The organism is Virgisporangium ochraceum (genome assembly GCF_016863655.1).
Taxonomy (GTDB): domain Bacteria; phylum Actinomycetota; class Actinomycetes; order Mycobacteriales; family Micromonosporaceae; genus Virgisporangium; species Virgisporangium ochraceum.
The window spans coordinates 54,112-68,856 of sequence record NZ_BOPH01000021.1 but is presented as its reverse complement, the minus strand read 5'-3'; the positions used below and the strand labels follow the sequence as shown (position 1 = coordinate 68,856).

Annotated in this window: 15 protein-coding genes; 10 read left to right on the top strand and 5 right to left on the bottom strand. The window is 72.4% G+C overall.

Going from position 1 to position 14,745, the window contains the following annotated elements:
• Position 1 precedes the first annotated feature (1 nt).
• The 4 genes from ngcE to Voc01_RS08975 all read right to left on the bottom strand — a co-directional run bounded on the left by ngcE (position 2) and on the right by Voc01_RS08975 (position 3,980).
• Positions 2 to 1,387: an N-acetylglucosamine/diacetylchitobiose ABC transporter substrate-binding protein gene (gene ngcE, locus Voc01_RS08990; protein WP_203926840.1), complete on the bottom strand. Its 1,386-nt coding sequence runs from the start codon at positions 1,385 to 1,387 to the stop codon at positions 2 to 4.
• A gap of 89 nt (positions 1,388 to 1,476) precedes the next feature.
• Positions 1,477 to 2,211, bottom strand: coding sequence for a sugar isomerase domain-containing protein (locus Voc01_RS08985; RefSeq protein ID WP_203926839.1), 735 nt, complete (start codon positions 2,209 to 2,211; stop codon positions 1,477 to 1,479).
• A gap of 10 nt (positions 2,212 to 2,221) precedes the next feature.
• Complete coding sequence (locus Voc01_RS08980; protein ID WP_203926838.1) at positions 2,222 to 3,136, bottom strand: MurR/RpiR family transcriptional regulator; 915 nt, start codon at positions 3,134 to 3,136, stop codon at positions 2,222 to 2,224.
• A gap of 112 nt (positions 3,137 to 3,248) precedes the next feature.
• Complete coding sequence (locus Voc01_RS08975; RefSeq protein ID WP_203926837.1) at positions 3,249 to 3,980, bottom strand: SDR family NAD(P)-dependent oxidoreductase; 732 nt, start codon at positions 3,978 to 3,980, stop codon at positions 3,249 to 3,251.
• 57 nt (positions 3,981 to 4,037) lie between these two features.
• Between Voc01_RS08975 and Voc01_RS08970 the strand changes: the two genes are divergently transcribed.
• The 6 genes from Voc01_RS08970 to Voc01_RS08945 all read left to right on the top strand — a co-directional run bounded on the left by Voc01_RS08970 (position 4,038) and on the right by Voc01_RS08945 (position 9,995).
• Positions 4,038 to 4,868, top strand: coding sequence for an SMP-30/gluconolactonase/LRE family protein (locus Voc01_RS08970; protein ID WP_203926836.1), 831 nt, complete (start codon positions 4,038 to 4,040; stop codon positions 4,866 to 4,868).
• A 401-nt stretch (positions 4,869 to 5,269) separates the two neighbouring features.
• Complete coding sequence (locus tag Voc01_RS08965; RefSeq protein ID WP_203926835.1) at positions 5,270 to 6,475, top strand: ABC transporter substrate-binding protein; 1,206 nt, start codon at positions 5,270 to 5,272, stop codon at positions 6,473 to 6,475.
• Between the two features lie 52 nt (positions 6,476 to 6,527).
• The gene (locus Voc01_RS08960) at positions 6,528 to 7,403 is read left to right on the top strand and encodes a branched-chain amino acid ABC transporter permease (RefSeq protein ID WP_203926834.1); all 876 of its coding nucleotides are present in this window, start codon (positions 6,528 to 6,530) and stop codon (positions 7,401 to 7,403) included.
• 133 nt (positions 7,404 to 7,536) lie between these two features.
• Positions 7,537 to 8,475: a branched-chain amino acid ABC transporter permease gene (locus Voc01_RS08955; protein ID WP_203926833.1), complete on the top strand. Its 939-nt coding sequence runs from the start codon at positions 7,537 to 7,539 to the stop codon at positions 8,473 to 8,475.
• On the top strand, positions 8,468 to 9,271 hold the full coding sequence (locus tag Voc01_RS08950) for an ABC transporter ATP-binding protein (RefSeq protein WP_203926832.1): 804 nt from the start codon (positions 8,468 to 8,470) through the stop codon (positions 9,269 to 9,271). The genes Voc01_RS08955 and Voc01_RS08950 overlap by 8 nt, the downstream gene beginning before the upstream one ends.
• Positions 9,261 to 9,995: an ABC transporter ATP-binding protein gene (locus tag Voc01_RS08945; protein ID WP_203926831.1), complete on the top strand. Its 735-nt coding sequence runs from the start codon at positions 9,261 to 9,263 to the stop codon at positions 9,993 to 9,995. The genes Voc01_RS08950 and Voc01_RS08945 overlap by 11 nt, the downstream gene beginning before the upstream one ends.
• Before the next feature lie 20 nt (positions 9,996 to 10,015).
• On the opposite strand, the gene Voc01_RS08940 is transcribed toward Voc01_RS08945, so the two are convergent.
• Positions 10,016 to 10,768, bottom strand: a complete 753-nt coding sequence (locus Voc01_RS08940; RefSeq protein WP_203926830.1) for an SDR family NAD(P)-dependent oxidoreductase — start codon at positions 10,766 to 10,768, stop codon at positions 10,016 to 10,018.
• Positions 10,769 to 10,808: 40 nt separating this feature from the next.
• Between Voc01_RS08940 and Voc01_RS08935 the strand changes: the two genes are divergently transcribed.
• From Voc01_RS08935 to Voc01_RS08920, 4 genes are read left to right on the top strand one after another with little or no spacing between them, the layout of a single operon-like run.
• The gene (locus tag Voc01_RS08935) at positions 10,809 to 11,657 is read left to right on the top strand and encodes an LLM class F420-dependent oxidoreductase (protein WP_203926829.1); all 849 of its coding nucleotides are present in this window, start codon (positions 10,809 to 10,811) and stop codon (positions 11,655 to 11,657) included.
• Positions 11,654 to 12,604: an SDR family oxidoreductase gene (locus Voc01_RS08930; protein WP_239160058.1), complete on the top strand. Its 951-nt coding sequence runs from the start codon at positions 11,654 to 11,656 to the stop codon at positions 12,602 to 12,604. Before Voc01_RS08935 ends, Voc01_RS08930 begins: the two co-directional genes overlap by 4 nt.
• Position 12,605: 1 nt before the next feature.
• Positions 12,606 to 13,736 carry an acyl-CoA dehydrogenase family protein gene (locus Voc01_RS08925; protein ID WP_203926828.1) on the top strand — a complete coding sequence of 377 codons (1,131 nt, stop codon included), beginning with the start codon at positions 12,606 to 12,608 and terminating at the stop codon, positions 13,734 to 13,736.
• A 3-nt stretch (positions 13,737 to 13,739) separates the two neighbouring features.
• Complete coding sequence (locus tag Voc01_RS08920) at positions 13,740 to 14,723, top strand: acyl-CoA dehydrogenase family protein (RefSeq protein ID WP_203926827.1); 984 nt, start codon at positions 13,740 to 13,742, stop codon at positions 14,721 to 14,723.
• Positions 14,724 to 14,745 lie beyond the last annotated feature (22 nt).

The following is a 14,745-nucleotide window of genomic DNA, read 5'->3' as shown; positions in this document are numbered from 1 at the left end:
GCTACCGCTTGCGCCTGGTGACCGACGAGTCCTTCGCCACGTCGTCGGCGGCCTTCTGTACCCGGTCGGCCCACTGGGCGGGCGTCGCGCGGCCGGCCATCAGCTCGCCGGTCGCGTCGTCGAGGCCCTTGGCCAGCGCGGGGTACCAGGTGCGGAAGCGGTACCCGAACAGGTCCCTGCTCTTCGCGGCACCGGCCACGGACGACAGTCCACTGGAGAGGGTCAGCCCGTCGGTCGCACCCTTCACGACGGGCAGCGCCTTCGAGTTCTGCGCGAACCCCTTCGCGATGTCGCGGGAGAGCAGGATCCGCAGGTACTCCAGGCCGCCCTGGCCGTTCTTCGCCCTGGCGGGCACCAGGAACGACTCGCTGCTCGCCGACATCACGGCGCCGGCCGGCAGCTTGTCGCTTCCGGTGAGCTCCGGGACGGTCGCCATCACCATGTCGAAGCCCGGCGTGGTCACCTGCTCCTGCTCGCTCTCCAGCCACGACCCGCACGGGATGAACGCCGCCTGGCCCTTGCTCCACGCGTTCTGCGCCTCGGTGTGCGACAGCCCTTCCGAGCCGGTCATCACGTAGCCGCGCGCGACGAGCTCGTGGACCGCGGTGACCGCGGCGGTCATCGCCGGGCTCTTCCACGCGTTCGGTTCGAGGTTGTCGACGCTCTTCACGAGGTCCTGCCCGCCGGCCTTGGCGGCCAACGAGATCAGCGGGTCGTTCATGTACTCGGGGTACTTGCCCTGCCACGTCCACGGCGCGACGCCGGCCTTCTTCATCTCGCCGCAGAGCGTGAGCATGTCGGCCCACGTCTTCGGGTAGGTCCAGCCGCGCTGGGCGAACAGCGACTTCGAGTACCAGATGCCCCACAGCACCGAGGCGTAGTTGAGCACCAACGGCTTGCCGTCGTAGGTGCCCTCGTCGACCACGCCGGGCAGCAGCGTGTCGCGCACCTTCACGGTGGGGTCGTCGAGGCTGGGCGCGTCGAGAAGCTCGCCCAGGTCGCGCAGCTTGTTCGACGTGACGAGCGTGGCCAGGTCGAGGCGGCCCGCACCGGTGTTGTCGACGACGTCGGGTGGGCTGTCGGAGATGAAGCGCGGCTGCAGCACCTCGCCGACGCGCTGGATGGCCTTGTAGTCGATGGTCGCCTTGGCGTGGCGCTGCCGGTAGCCGTCGCGGGCCTGCTGGGCGTACTGGTCGCCGTAGCCGCCCTTGAAGATGACGACCTCGAGCGGCGCGTCGGACGCGACGCCGAGCGGGTTCTCATTCGTGGCCGCGCCCTTGCGGCCGCCGCCGTTCGAATCGCCGTCGCCGGACTTCCCGGCGTTGGTGGCACAGGCGGTGAGGGCGAGCGCGCTCGCGCCGGCCAGGAGGGTTCGTCGAGTGGACACCGGGGGACTCCTTGGCGTCGATTTCCGGCAGGGTCCATCGACCGGGCGGGTCGGGCCCGGTTCGTGGTACCGCTGGGTGGGGTGGGGAGTTAGGCCAGGCGCCGGATGCGGCCCGCGTACCGGGCCTCCAGCTCCAGGTTGTGGTCGTGCCCGCCCGGGGTGTTGGCGGACCGGTAGATCGGCGGTGTCTGTCCGGCGGCGGCGAGGCGGTCGACCACCTCGGCCACGAGCTGCTGGGCCAGCACCGCGCCGGTGACCGAGGAGACCGCGCCGGTGCCGTTGGGCAGCGCGGTGTCGCCGTACGGGGCGCCGTTGTCCAGCACCACGTCGGCGATCTCGGAGAGCCGGCGTCCGGACGGGTGCAGTGGCGTCACCCGGCCGGAGTGCTCCAACGACGTGACGGCGATCAGCCCGTGGCCGCGCTCCTTGATGAGGAGGGCCAGTTCCACGACGACGCCGTTCACGCCGGAGTTCGAGGCGACGACGAAGGCGTCGCGGGGGTCGATCGCGGCCAGGTCGTACATCCTCCGCGCGACGCTGGGATCGCGTTCCAGCAACGGGTCCTCGAGCACCTCGCGCGGCTCGCCGCCGAAGAGCACGATGTCGCGCAGCGCGATGCGGTTGGTCGGCACCAGCCCGCCGGCGCGGCCGGCGATCTCCATGGCGAGGGCCTCCGAGTGCCCGGAGCCGAACGCCTGAATGACCCCGCCGGCGTCGAGCGCGGCGACCAGCAGGTCGGCGGCCCGGCCGACGTTGCCGGCCTGTTCGGTGCCGACCTTCGCGACGATCTCGGTGATCGTCGCCAGGTAGTCGCGGCCTGTCATGTGGGGCTCCTCATGCTCGACGGGGTTTGCGGCGGCGGCCACCCGGTTCGTCCGGCACCCGGTGCGCGTCGACCGCCCGCGCGGTCACCTCGAACGCCTCCGTGGTGCGCTGGTACGTGCGCTGGGCGACCGCGACGTAGATGAGGTCGAGGGCCACGAGCTGGGAGTGCAGCGCCGCCAACGCGGCGAGCCGGAACGTGGTCTCGTGCACGGCGGTGATGAGCGAGATCTCGGCGGTCTCGGCCAGCGGCGAGCGCTCGTACGACGTCACCGCGACCGTCAACGCGCCCTGCGACCCCGCCTCCGCGAGCGTCTCGATGACCTCCCGCGTGCGGCCGCTGTGCGACAGCCCGATCGCGACGTCGCCGGGGCCGAGCAGCGCGGCGTTGGTGAGCGCCTTGTGCGCGTCCTCCCGGTACCACACCGGGATGCGGATGCGTTCGAGCCGGAAGGCCATCTCGCGCGCGGCGGCGCCGCTGCTGCCGAGCCCGAACAGCTCCACCCGGCCGGCGACCGCGATCGCGTCGGCGAGGCGGGCCACGCCGTCGAGGTCGAGGCGGGCGGCCGTCTCCTGGATGGCGCGCGAGTCGGCGCCGGCGATGATGCCGAGGACCCGGTCGAGCGGGTCGCCGGGGCCGATCTCCTGCCCGATGTCGGTCTCCCACCGGGCCTGCTCCTGGCGGCCGCTCTCCGCCGCGAGGGCCACCCGCAGCGCCGCGTAGCCCTTAAACCCCAGGACCCGGCAGAACCGGGTGACGGTGGCGGTGGACGTGCCGGCCCGCTCGGCCAGGTCGACGATCGACGCCTGTGCCGCCTCGGCCGGGTCCTCCAGGATCTGCTCGGCGATGCGGGCCAGGGCGTCGGGCAGGCCGGGCAGCTCGGTCCGCAACCGCCCGACGATCCCCTGGATCTGCACCGCCGTCATCAAAATTCCTTTCACCAACCTTCGTTGATGAAGAAAATTACGATCGACGGGCGTGCAAGTCAAGACTCATTTTCATACTGGCCTATACCGGCCTGGACAGCGGACCGGTCGGCTACTGCGTGACCATCCAGCCGCCGTCGACCGGGAGCAGGGCGCCGTTGATGTAGGACGCCAGCGGGGACAGCAGGAACAGGATGGCCCAGGCGACCTCGTCGGGGTGGCCCATGCGGTGGAACGGGATCCGGTCGAGGACGCGCTGGCCCATCGGGCTGTCGGCGAAGCCGGCGATCCGCGGCGTGTCGGTCATTCCCGGCGCGACGGCGTTCGCGCGGACCTCGCCGCTGCGGTGGGCGGCCAGGTAGCGGGTGTAGCCGGCGATCGCGGCCTTGGCGGTGGTGTACCAGTCGGAGCCGGTGCCGATCCAGTTGCCGGCGACCGACGCCAGGTTGACCAGGCTGGCGCCCTCGGGCGGGTGGGTGGCGAGCCACGCCTCGGTCATCCGGCGCATGCTGCCCACGGCGAGGGACAGGGCCGCCTCGAACTCGAGGTCGACGGCGCTCGGCGGTCCCGCGTTGTTCACGAGGAAGCGCGCTGTGCCGGTCACCTCGAAGCCGGCCGCGACCGCGACCGGATCGCCGACATCGGCCACGACGGCGACCGCCGTGCCCCCGGCGGCGGTGACGGTGTCGACGGTGGCCGCCAGCGTCACGGGGTTGAGGTCCCACGCCGAGACGCGCAACCCGACCGCCGCGGCCTGCACGGCCACCGAACGGCCGATGCCGCTGCCGGCACCCGTGACGAGAATCGTGTCTCCGGGGTGGAACCCGAGGGCGATGTCCGGCATGGAGGCCTCCAACCAAGCGCTTGCTACGATCGTGCCAGAGCATAACCGGAGGTCGAGATGTTCGAGGAGCACGTCACCGGTCTCGCGTTCCCCGAGGCGGCCCGTTGGCACGACGGGCACCTCTGGTTCTCCGACATGCACGACGAGCGCGTGTTCCGCGTCGACGGCCCCGGAAGTGTCACCGAGGTGGCGCACGTGCCGGGTCATCCGGCCGGGCTCGGTTGGCTGCCGGACGGGCGGCTGCTCGTCGTCTCGATGCACGACCGCAAGGTCCTGCGCCTCGACCCCGACGGCCTCGTCGAGCACGCCGACCTCACCCACGTGGCGACGTGGCACTGCAACGACATGGTGGTCGACGCGCGGGGACGCGCGTACGTGGGCAACTTCGGCGATGGCACCGCGCCCGGCACCCCGGTCACGCCGGCGGACCTCGCGCTCGTGCACCCGGACGGCACGGTCGCGGTCGCCGCGTCGGCGCTGGAGTTCCCGAACGGCGCGGCCGTCGTCGACGGCACGTTCGTCATCGCCGAGACGCGCGCCGAACCGCCCCGGCTCACCGCGTTCGACGTCGCCCCGGACGGGACGCTGGGCAACCGGCGGCTGTTCGCGGAGTTCGGACCCGAGTCGCCCGACGGACTCTGCGTCGACGCCGAGGGCGCGGTGTGGTTCGCGTCGTGGTCGACGAACGAGGTCATCCGGGTCCGCGAGGGGGGAGAGATCCTGGACCGGCGCTCGACCGGCGACGCCGGCGCGTACTCGTGCGTGCTCGGCGGACCCGACGGCCGCACCCTGTTCGTCTGCGTGGCCGCGACGTGGATGCCGGAGGAGTCCCGCCGCACCCGCACCGGCCGCATCCTCTCCACCCCGGTCGACGTCCCGGCTCCCTAGCCCGCCCCCGCGCCCCGGCGCCGTTCTGCCGCCGATCTTGCAGTTGTGGCCGCCACTATGTCGTGTGATGTCCGACTTTGTCGGGGGCCACAACTGCGAGATCGGCGGGAATGGCGGGCCTGCAGGCAGGGGCATCGACGCTGGTCGACGCGCTGCCCCGGCTTGACCTTTCCGTGATCAAGTCTGCCGTTGTGACGCTTGACACGAAGCATGCCCGTAAGCAGGATGACACAAACAAGCGCTTGCTACATCACCGACGCGGGGCCCCCAACCAGGCCCCGGCCGCCGATCCGTTGACCGGCGCCACCCGGCGCACGCGCGACCGAGCACCAGAGGTCGCATCCAGGCCAGCACCCGGCGAACCCCCGACAGATCGAGACCTGAGAACCAAGGTGGGCCATATGGGTCTGAGAAGGATGAGCGCAGCCGGTGTGTTCGTGTTGGCGCTCGCCGTCGCCGGATGCGGGCCGAGCAACTCCGGCACCGACACCCCCGACACCGGTAGCGCCAAGGGCGAACCGATCGTCGTCGGGATGGACGAGGACAGCACCGGCCCCGGCGCGTCGTACAGCGTCATCGCCGGCAAGACGATCCGCGCGGCCGTGCAGGACCTCAACGACAAGGGCGGCGTGCTCGGCCGTCCCATCAAGCTCGTCGTCGAGAACGACGAGAGCGACCCGACGAAGGTGCCGGCGACGCTGCAGAAGCTGGCCGGCCAGGGTGCGAAGGTGCTGCTGCTGCAGAGCGGCAGCGCGGCCATCATCCAGGCCAAGGGCCAGCTCGCCGGGCTGGGTCTGCCGGCGATCGCGCCGACCGGCGTGACCGCCACGCTCGTGGCTCCGCCGAACAACGAGCTCATCTACATGCTCGCCAACACCACCAACGACTGGGCGAAGGTCTACTGTGGAGCGTTCGAGAAGGCCGGCATCAAGAAGCTCGGCGTCCTCCTCGACGACACCGCCACCATCTCCGCGCTGAACAAGGCGCTGTTCGACCAGATGTCGTGCGTGCAGATCGTGGCGAACGAGAAGGGCGCGGCCAACGCCTCGGACCTCTCCGCCCAGGTCGCCCGGTTGAAGAACGCCAACCCCGACGCGGTCATCGTCACGAGTGTCGGTGGGGCGTTCGAGGTGCTGGCGCAGAACACGCTCGCCTCGCAGCTGCAGGGCAAGCCGCGGTTCTCGCTCGCGTCGATCGGCAACCAGCCGTCGTCGTGGAAGCTCGCGAACGCGGGCGCGTTGAACGGCCTCATCTTCATGGGGTCGATCAACTCGCAGAACCCGCGCACGCAGGAGCTGGTGAAGTTCCTCAAGAAGAAGAACGGTGACGACTACGAGATCACCGCGTACGACGCGCAGGCCTGGGACACGGTGCAGCTGCTGAAGGCGGCCATCGAGAAGGCCGGCGGCGACGACCCGAAGAAGATCAACGAGGCGATCCAGCAGATCAAGGGAATGCCGGCGACGTTCGGTCAGTCGAGCTTCACGCTGTCGTTCGCCGCCGACAAGCACCTCGGCGCCGACGGGCTGTGCGGCCTGTCGCTGATCGAGTTCGGCAGCGACAACAAGCCGAAGGGACCGTGGGGGACGTACCAGCCTCCGTGCTGACGACTCGTGGGGCGCCGTCGCTGGCGGCGCCCCACTTTCGACAGGAGATCTGATGGGCCAACCGCAGCTGTGGCTGTCGGCGCTGGAGATGGGCTGCTTCTTCGGCCTGCTCGCGCTCGCGTACTACCTCACGCTGGTGGGTGCGGGCTTCTTCAACTTCGCCATCGGGCCGTACGCGATGATGGGCGGGCTGTGCACGTCCTGGCTCGTGATCGAGCAGGGCATGGGGGTGTGGCCGGCCGCCGCGGTGGCCGTCCTCGTGACGATGGGACTGGCCGCCCTCACCGAGCTCGGCGTGGTGCGACCGGTGCAGAAGCGGTCCGGGAAGGGCGAGCTGCCCGCGCTCGTCGCGGTGGCGGCGGTGCTGTTCGCGATCCAGCAGCTGGCCGGGTACCTCTTCGGGTACGTGACGCTGCCGGGGCAGAACCTCGCGACGTTCGACCCGGTGCAGGTCGGGTCGAGCACCGTGCAGCCGAGCACGGTGCTGCTGTTCGGGATGACCGCGGTGGTGTTCACCGCGGCGGCACTGGGGATCCGGTACACCCGCACCGGCCGGCTGCTGCGCGCGGTCGGCGACAGCACGCACGCCGCCACGCTGCTCGGCCTTCCGGTGAACCGGATCCGGCTCATCGCGTTCCTGGTGTCGGGTCTGCTGGCCGCGGTCACCGGGATCCTGTTCGCGCCGAAGGCCGGCGTCGGGTCGCTGTCGGGCCTCGCATGGACGCTGAGCGGCTTCCTCGCGATGGTGGTCGGCGGCACCGGGTCGTTGTGGGCGCCGCTGCTCGGCGGGCTGCTGCTCGGCGGTCTGGAGGTGTTCGTCCCGTACTACTTCGGCGGCCAGTCGCACACGTACGCGCTGCTGCTCGTCGCGCTCGTGTTCTTCGCGTTCAAACCGCAGGGGATGTTCGTGAGGAGGGTCCGTGCGTAAGGTTTCGGGGCCGGCGTCGGCTGGACTGAGGAGTGCGGGGAGCGCAGCGACCGGAGCGACGAGGGAAGGCGACGCCTCCCCGGGCCCCGGAGCCCGCGCTCGCGGAGCGAGCGCATTGAGTAGGGCTCCGGGGTTGGGGGGTCTCGCTCTCGGCGTGGCCGGTGCCGTCGTCATGTTGCTGTGGGTCGGTGCCGACGGGTACAAGCAGACCCTGGTGACCACCACAGCGACGTACGCGCTCGTGGCGCTGGGCATGTACGTGCCGTACCTGATGGCGGGCTCGCTGTCGATGGCCTACGGCGCCTACGCCGGTATCGGCGGCTACGCCGTCGGGCTCATGTCCAACCGCACCGAGCTTCCGCTGTGGCTGGCCTGGATCCTCGGCCCGATCGTCGCCGCGATCCTGGCCGTCCTCCTGGGACTGGTGACGCGGCGGCTGTCGGGGTTCTTCCTCGCCGCGGTGACGCTGCTGTTCGGGATGGCGTTCTCCGCCTGGCTGGTCGACGCCGAGGGCATCTCCGGCGGGTCCGGCGGGCTGGGCAACATCCGCGCGCTGAACCTCCTCGGCTGGGAGCCGTCGCCGTACCAGGTGGTGGTCGGCTCGGTCGTGCTGGTGTGCGTGGTGGCGTTCCTGCTCGACCGGCTGCGCATGTCGCCGTGGGGCGTGGTCGTGCGGACCATGCGCGACGCGCCGTCGGCGGTGGAGGCCGCCGGGGTGCGGGTCCCGGTGCTGACGCTCGTGGCGCTGGCGATCGGCGCGGCCGTCGCCGCGATCGGCGGCGGGTTGTTCACCTACGCCGCGGGCAGTGTGGCGCCGGAGACGTTCACGCTGAACCTGGTGTTCCTGGCCATCTTCATGCCGCTGATCGGCGGCGCGGGCACGCCGTGGGGCGCGGTGGTCGGTGCGACGCTCGCGGTGCAGCTGACGCTGAACTTCCCGGCGGTCGCGACGAGCGGCACGCTGATTCTCGCCCTGGGGGTGCTCGTCATCATGCTGATCGCGCCGCGCGGGATCGTCGGGTACGCCGACGCGTTGCGTAAACGCGTGCAGGGGCTGGTGCGCCGTGGATGAGCTTCTGGTCGGGCACGGCCTCACCAAGCGCTACGGCGGCGTCGTGGCCCTCGACGACGTGTCGCTGCGGTTGAGCGGCGGCGAGATCCTCGGCCTGGTCGGGCCGAACGGCGCCGGCAAGACCACGCTCGTCGACCTCATCTCGGGTGCGCAGGCGGCCACCGCCGGAACCCTGACGCTGCGCGGCAACCGCCTGTCCGGCCCGGCCTCGAAGCGGGCTCGCGCGGGGCTCGCCCGCACGTTCCAGTACCCGCAACTGGCGCTGGAGCTGTCGGTGCGCGACAACCTGCTGCTCGGCCGGGCCGCGCGCCGCATGCCGAACCCGTGGCGGATGACGGTCGCCGCGGTGCTCGGCACGATCCGTCCGTCGATGGCCGAGGACACGGCGGCGGTCGAGGCGATCGCGTCGGAGCTGGGGCTGGTGGACCTCGACCGCGAGGCCGGCGACCTGACGCTCGGCGAGCAGCGGCTCGTGGAGGTCGGCCGTGCCCTCGGGTCCGACCCGTTGGTGCTGCTGCTCGACGAGCCGTTCGCGGGGTCCGACGCCTCCGGTGTCGCCGGCATCATCGACGTCATCCGCACCGTGCAGCGGCGCGGGCACGCGGTGATCCTGGTCGACCACAACGTCGACCTCGTCGCCGGGCTCGTCGACCGCATCATGCTGCTCGACCGCGGCAGGGCCGTCTTCGACGGCGACCCGCGCGAGTGCCTGGCGAGCCCGCAGATGCAGCAGGTCTACTTCGGCGTGGCCGACTCCGACTCCGACTCTGATGAGGAGGTCGCTCATGGCGCATGAGCTGAGGGTCGAGGGGCTCACCGTCCGGTATGGACACTCCAGCGCACTGTCCGGTGTGGACCTCGCCGTCCCGGGCGGCAAGGTCACGGCGCTCGTCGGGCCGAACGGCGCGGGGAAAAGCAGCCTGCTGCTGGCCGCGTACGGCTCGGTCCCCTCGTCCGGAAAGATCTTTCTGGACGGCGACGACGTCAGCGGCATGAAGCCGGCGGCCCGGGCCCGCGCGGGCATCGCGATCGTGCCGCAGGGGCGCCAGCTGTTCCCCCGGCTGAACGTGGCCGACAACCTCCAGGTGATGGCCGAGCTGCTGAGGCTGCCCCGCTCGGCGGTCGACGAGGCGATCGACCGGTTCCCGATCCTGCGGACGCGGCTGCGCAGCCTGGTCGGCGTGCTGTCCGGCGGAGAGCAGCAGATGCTGGTGGTGACGCGCGCCCTGATGGGCTCGCCGCGGGTCCTGCTGCTCGACGAGATGATGACCGGGCTGGCACCGCTGATCGTGCGGGAGCTGGCCGACACGGTCGCCGGGCTGGCCCGCGAGGGCGTGGCCGTGGTGATGGCCGAACCGGCACTGGGCGCGTCGCGGCGCGTGATCGACCGCGGATACGTGCTGATCCGGGGGGCCGTCGTGGCCACGGAGGAGGGCGGCGGGCGCGCGCTGGACCGGGCGTACCAGCATGCGGTCGGCGTCGAGCTGGAAGAGGTCGAGGCCGAGGTTCAGCCCCAATGACGGTCTGAGGCCTGACGGCTTCAGACGCCGTAGCCGCCGTCGACGTCGAGTTTCTGGCCGGTGATGTACGCGGCCTCGTCGCTGGCGAGGAAGCACACCGCCGCGGCGACGTCGTCGGCGGTGCCGAAGCGGCGCAGCGGGATGTTGCCGCGCGCCGCGTCGAGGGCGCGGTCGTCGAGGTCGCCGCTCGCGATGAGGCGTACGGCCATGCCGTCGGTGGTCATGCCCGGGCCGACGCAGTTGGCGCGCACGCCGAACCGGCCCTCCTCGGCGGCGATGCCGCGCACCAGCGCCTCGATCGCGCCCTTCGGCGCCGCCGACAGGCCGTCGCGCACCGGGTGGCGCCGGGTCGCGGCCGTGGTGACCGCGACCAGGCCGCCGCGGCTGCTCCGCAGCACCGGCAGCACCGCCGCCACGAGGTGGAAGAAACCGAGGACGTCGGCGGTGACCTGGGTGCGGAACTGCTCCGGCGTCACCCGGCTCAGGTGGACCATCGGCACGTGCGGGCCGGCGGCGTAGACCACCGTGTGGAGCTCGCCCATCTCCTCGACGGCCCGGGCGGTCGCGTCCGCGTCGGTGAGGTCGACCTGCCAGGCGCGCGCCGACAGGTCCGACGCGAGGGCCTCGGCCCCGGCGCGGTCGCCGCGGTAGGTGAGGTTAAGCGCGCTTCCGGCGGCGGCGAGCCGGCGCGCGACGGCGGACCCGATGCCGCCGGTGGCGCCCACCACGAGGGCGGCCCCGGTGCGGGCGGAGAAGTCGAGCAGCACCTCCATACGGTATCGCTACCAAGCAAGCATTTGGTAGGGTCCAGGCGTGGACCTCGGTGTCATGTCGCCGACCGCGGGTACCGACCCCCGCGCCGCGGCGGCGTTCGTGCGGCTGCTGGAGGGCCTCGGCTGCGAGTCGGTGTGGACGGTCGAGCACGTGGTGGTGCCGGGGGAGTACGCGCCCGTGTACCCGTACGACCCGAGCGGCGTGATGAGCCTCGGACCGGCCGACGACGTGCCCGACCCGTTGCACTGGCTGACGTTCGCCGCCGCGCACACCACCACCCTGAAGCTCGGCGTGGCGATGCTGATCCTGCCGCTGCACAACCCCGTGCACCTCGCGAAGCGGCTGTCCACGATCGACGTGCTGAGCGGCGGCCGCCTGCTCGCGGGCGTCGGCGTGGGGTGGCTGCGCGAGGAGTACGACGCGGTGGGGGTCCCGTTCGAGCACCGTGGCCGCCGCGCCGACGAGTACCTGGCCGCGATGCGTGCACTGTGGAGGGACACACCGTCCACATTCGACGGTGAGTTCGTCCGCTTCCGCGGTGTGCACTCGATGCCGCGTCCGGCGCGTCCGACCGGCGTGCGGGTGGTCGTGGGCGGGCACAGCGCCGCCGCCGCCCGTCGCGCCGCCCGGTTCGGCGACGGCTTCTACCCGCTCGGCGTCGACGCGGCGGGCCTCGCCGGCCTGCTCGACGTCCTCCGGCGGGAGTGCGCGGCGGTCGGTCGCGACCCGGCCGGCGTCGAGGTCACCGCGCGGGCGCCGCGCACCGCGGCGGAGCTCGGGGAACTGGCGGCGCTGGGCGTCTCCCGCGTCGTGATCCGGACCGACATGACCGACCTCGCGGGAACGGAGAAACGCGTGCTGCGCTACCGGAAGGAGCTGCTCCCGTGACCGGACTCTCGCGGGAGGGCACCGGCGGACCGGGCATCTGTGCCGACCGGGTGGTGGTCGTCACCGGTGCCGGGCAGGGCATCGGGCGGGCGCACGCGCTGGCGTTCGCCGCCGCCGGGGCCCGCGTCGTCGTCAACGATCTGTCCGCGGACGCCGCGGCCGCCGTCGTGTCCACTGTGGAGAACAGCGGCGGGACCGCGTCAGCGTGCCCCGGCGACGTCGCCGACTGGGAGTTCGCCGCCTCGCTCGTCCGCTTCGCGGTGACCACGTTCGGCGGGCTCGACACGCTGGTGAACAACGCCGGCCTCGCCCGCGACCGCATGCTCGTCAGCGTCACCGAGGAGGAGTGGGACGCCGCGGTGCGGGTCAACCTCAAGGGTCACGCGGCGCCGATGCGGCACGCGGCGGCCTACTGGCGCGACCGGGCCAAGGCCGGAAGCCCGGCCGCGGCGCGGGTCGTCAACACCAGTTCCGGCGCCGGGTTGTTCGGTAGCGTCGGCCAGGTGAACTACGCCGCGGCGAAGGCCGGCATCGTGGCCCTCACCCAGGTGGCGGCCGTCGAGCTGGCGCGCTACGGCGTCACCGTGAACGCGATCGCGCCGAGCGCCCGCACCCCGATGACGGAGACGGTGTTCGCCGACATGATGCGCGCGCCGGCGGAAGGGTTCGACGCGATGGCGCCGGAGAACGTGTCGCCGCTCGTGGTGTGGCTGGGCAGCTCGGGATCGGCGGCGGTCACGGGCCGGGTGTTCGAGGTGAGCGGGGGACAGGTGAGCCTCGCCGACGGCTGGCGGCACGGCCCGCCGGTCGACGCCGGCCGGCGGTGGGACCCGGCGGAGCTGGGAGACGTGGTGCACAAGCTGATCGCGGACGCGCCTCCCCCTGTCCCGGTGTACGGGGCTGTGTCTGATGCGCCCGCCTCCGCGGGCGCGGGCCCCGGGGCCTGACATGGAGGAGTTCCGCGAGTGGCTCGCCGCCAACCTCACCGGTGAGTTCGCCGCGTTGGCCGGAACCGGCGGACCCGGCCGCGAGCACGAGAACGTCGAGCTGCGCGTGCGGTGGGAGAAGGCGCTCGGCGCCGCCGGCTGGATCGGCCTCGGCTGGCCGACCACCCACGGCGGTGCCGGTGCCGACGTCGCGACCCAGGTGGCGTTCTTCGAGGAGTACGCCCGCGCGGGCGGACCGGGGCGGCTGAGCCACATCGGCGAGTACCTGCTCGCGCCGACGCTGATCGCCTACGGCACACCGGAGCAGTGCGAGCGGTTCCTCCCGCCGATCGCGCGGGCCGAGGAGCTGTGGTGCCAGGGCTACTCGGAGCCGGGCGCCGGCAGCGATCTGGCCGCCGTACAGACCAGGGCCACGTTGGACGGCGACGTCTGGCGCGTCACCGGCCAGAAGGTGTGGACGTCGCTGGCGCACCTGGCCGACTGGTGCTTCGTGCTCTGCCGCACCGAACCGGGCTCGACGCGGCACCGCGGGCTGTCGTACCTGCTGGTGCCGATGCGCCAGCCGGGGGTGTCGGTGCGGCCGATCGTCCAGCTGACCGGAACCTCGGAGTTCAACGAGGTCTTCTTCGACGGCGCCGTCACCGAGGCCGGCAACATCGTCGGCGCGCCCGGTGACGGCTGGCGGGTCGCCACCGGCACGCTCGCGTTCGAGCGCGGCATCGCGACGCTCGGGCAGCAGATCGGGTTCGCCCGCGAGCTCGACGAGATCGTGGCGGTGGCGCGTGACCGCGGCCTGCTCGACGATCCACTGTGGACCGACCGGATCGTCGACGCGTGGGTGGGGCTGCAAACGCTGCGCCACCAGGCCCTGCGCACGCTCAGCGCCACCGGCCCGGGCATCGAGCCCTCGGTGGCGAAGCTCCTGTGGGCACCGTGGCACCAGCGGCTGGGCGAGCTGGCGATGGACGTGCAGGGCGCGGCGGCGACCCTGGCCGAGGGCGAGCCGTACGAGCTGTCGGCGGCGCAGCGGCTGTTCCTGTTCACCCGCGCCGACACCATCTACGGCGGGTCCAACGAGGTGCAGCGGAACATCGTCGCCAACCACGTCCTCGGCCGCGTCGGGCGGGGGTGAGGCGTGGACTTCACGTTCACCGACGAGCAACGGGACCTGCGCGCGGCCGTGCGTCGGCTGCTCGACCGGGCCGACGACCGGCTGTGGTCGAAGATGGTCGACGAGCTCGGGCTGACCGCGCTCGTCGTCCCGGACAAGCACGGCGGTTTCGGCGCGTCGCTGGTGGAGGTCGCGGTCGCGCTGGAGGAGACCGGTGCCGCGCTCACGCCGGTCCCGTTGCTCGCGACCACGACCGCGACGGCGGCCATCGACGCGACGACGCCGGCGGGCGCCGCCCTGCTGCCCGACCTGGCGTCCGGCTCTGCGGTGGCGACGCTGGCGTTCGGCGACCTGCGCGCCACGGCCGACGGCGACGCGTACCGCGTCGACGGCACGGCCTCTCACGTGCTCGACGGCGACCGCGCCGACGTGGCGGTCGTCGCCTGCGCGGGGGGACTGTTCGCGGTGCCGCTCGGGCCCGCCACCCGCACCGTCCACCCGACCCTCGACCAGACGCGGTCGCAGGCTTCCCTGTCGTTCGACGGCGCACCGGCGTCGCGGGTCGGTTCGTCGGGCGGGCACGCGTCGAGCCTGCTGCGGGCGGGGCTGGCGGTGGAGTCGGTCGGGGTGGCGCGGGCCGCGCTGGCGGCGGCCGTGGAGCACCTGAGGACGCGGGAGCAGTTCGGCGCGCCGCTGGCGACGTTCCAGGCGCTGCGGCACCGGGTGGCCGACCTGACCGTGCGGCTGGAGGCGGCGACGTCGAGCGCCTGGTACGCGGTGCGGGTGGCCGGCACCGACGAGTTCCCGGTGGCCGCGACCGTGGCCAAGCTCGTGGCGACGGAGGCCGCGTACACGGTGACCGGCGAGTGCATCCAGCTGTTCGGTGGCATCGGCTTCACCTGGGAGCACGACGCCCACCGCTACTTCAAGCGCGCCACGGCCAACCGCCTCCTGGCCGGCGACCCGGTGACCCTACGCCGCGAACTGGCCACCCCCGCCCTACGCTGACCCCGCGCCCCCGCGGCGGCGG

Excerpts from the sequence above, each read along its gene's own strand:
- Voc01_RS08985 (WP_203926839.1), bottom strand. The coding sequence starts at position 2,211 with ATGACAGGCCGCGACTACCTGGCGACGATCACCGAGATCGTCGCGAAG.
- Voc01_RS08980 (WP_203926838.1), bottom strand. The coding sequence starts at position 3,136 with ATGACGGCGGTGCAGATCCAGGGGATCGTCGGGCGGTTGCGGACCGAG.
- Voc01_RS08975 (WP_203926837.1), bottom strand. The coding sequence starts at position 3,980 with ATGCCGGACATCGCCCTCGGGTTCCACCCCGGAGACACGATTCTCGTC.
- Voc01_RS08970 (WP_203926836.1), top strand. The coding sequence starts at position 4,038 with ATGTTCGAGGAGCACGTCACCGGTCTCGCGTTCCCCGAGGCGGCCCGT.
- Voc01_RS08965 (WP_203926835.1), top strand. The coding sequence starts at position 5,270 with ATGGGTCTGAGAAGGATGAGCGCAGCCGGTGTGTTCGTGTTGGCGCTC.
- Voc01_RS08960 (WP_203926834.1), top strand. The coding sequence starts at position 6,528 with ATGGGCCAACCGCAGCTGTGGCTGTCGGCGCTGGAGATGGGCTGCTTC.
- Voc01_RS08945 (WP_203926831.1), top strand. The coding sequence starts at position 9,261 with ATGGCGCATGAGCTGAGGGTCGAGGGGCTCACCGTCCGGTATGGACAC.
- Voc01_RS08940 (WP_203926830.1), bottom strand. The coding sequence starts at position 10,768 with ATGGAGGTGCTGCTCGACTTCTCCGCCCGCACCGGGGCCGCCCTCGTG.
- Voc01_RS08925 (WP_203926828.1), top strand. The coding sequence starts at position 12,606 with ATGGAGGAGTTCCGCGAGTGGCTCGCCGCCAACCTCACCGGTGAGTTC.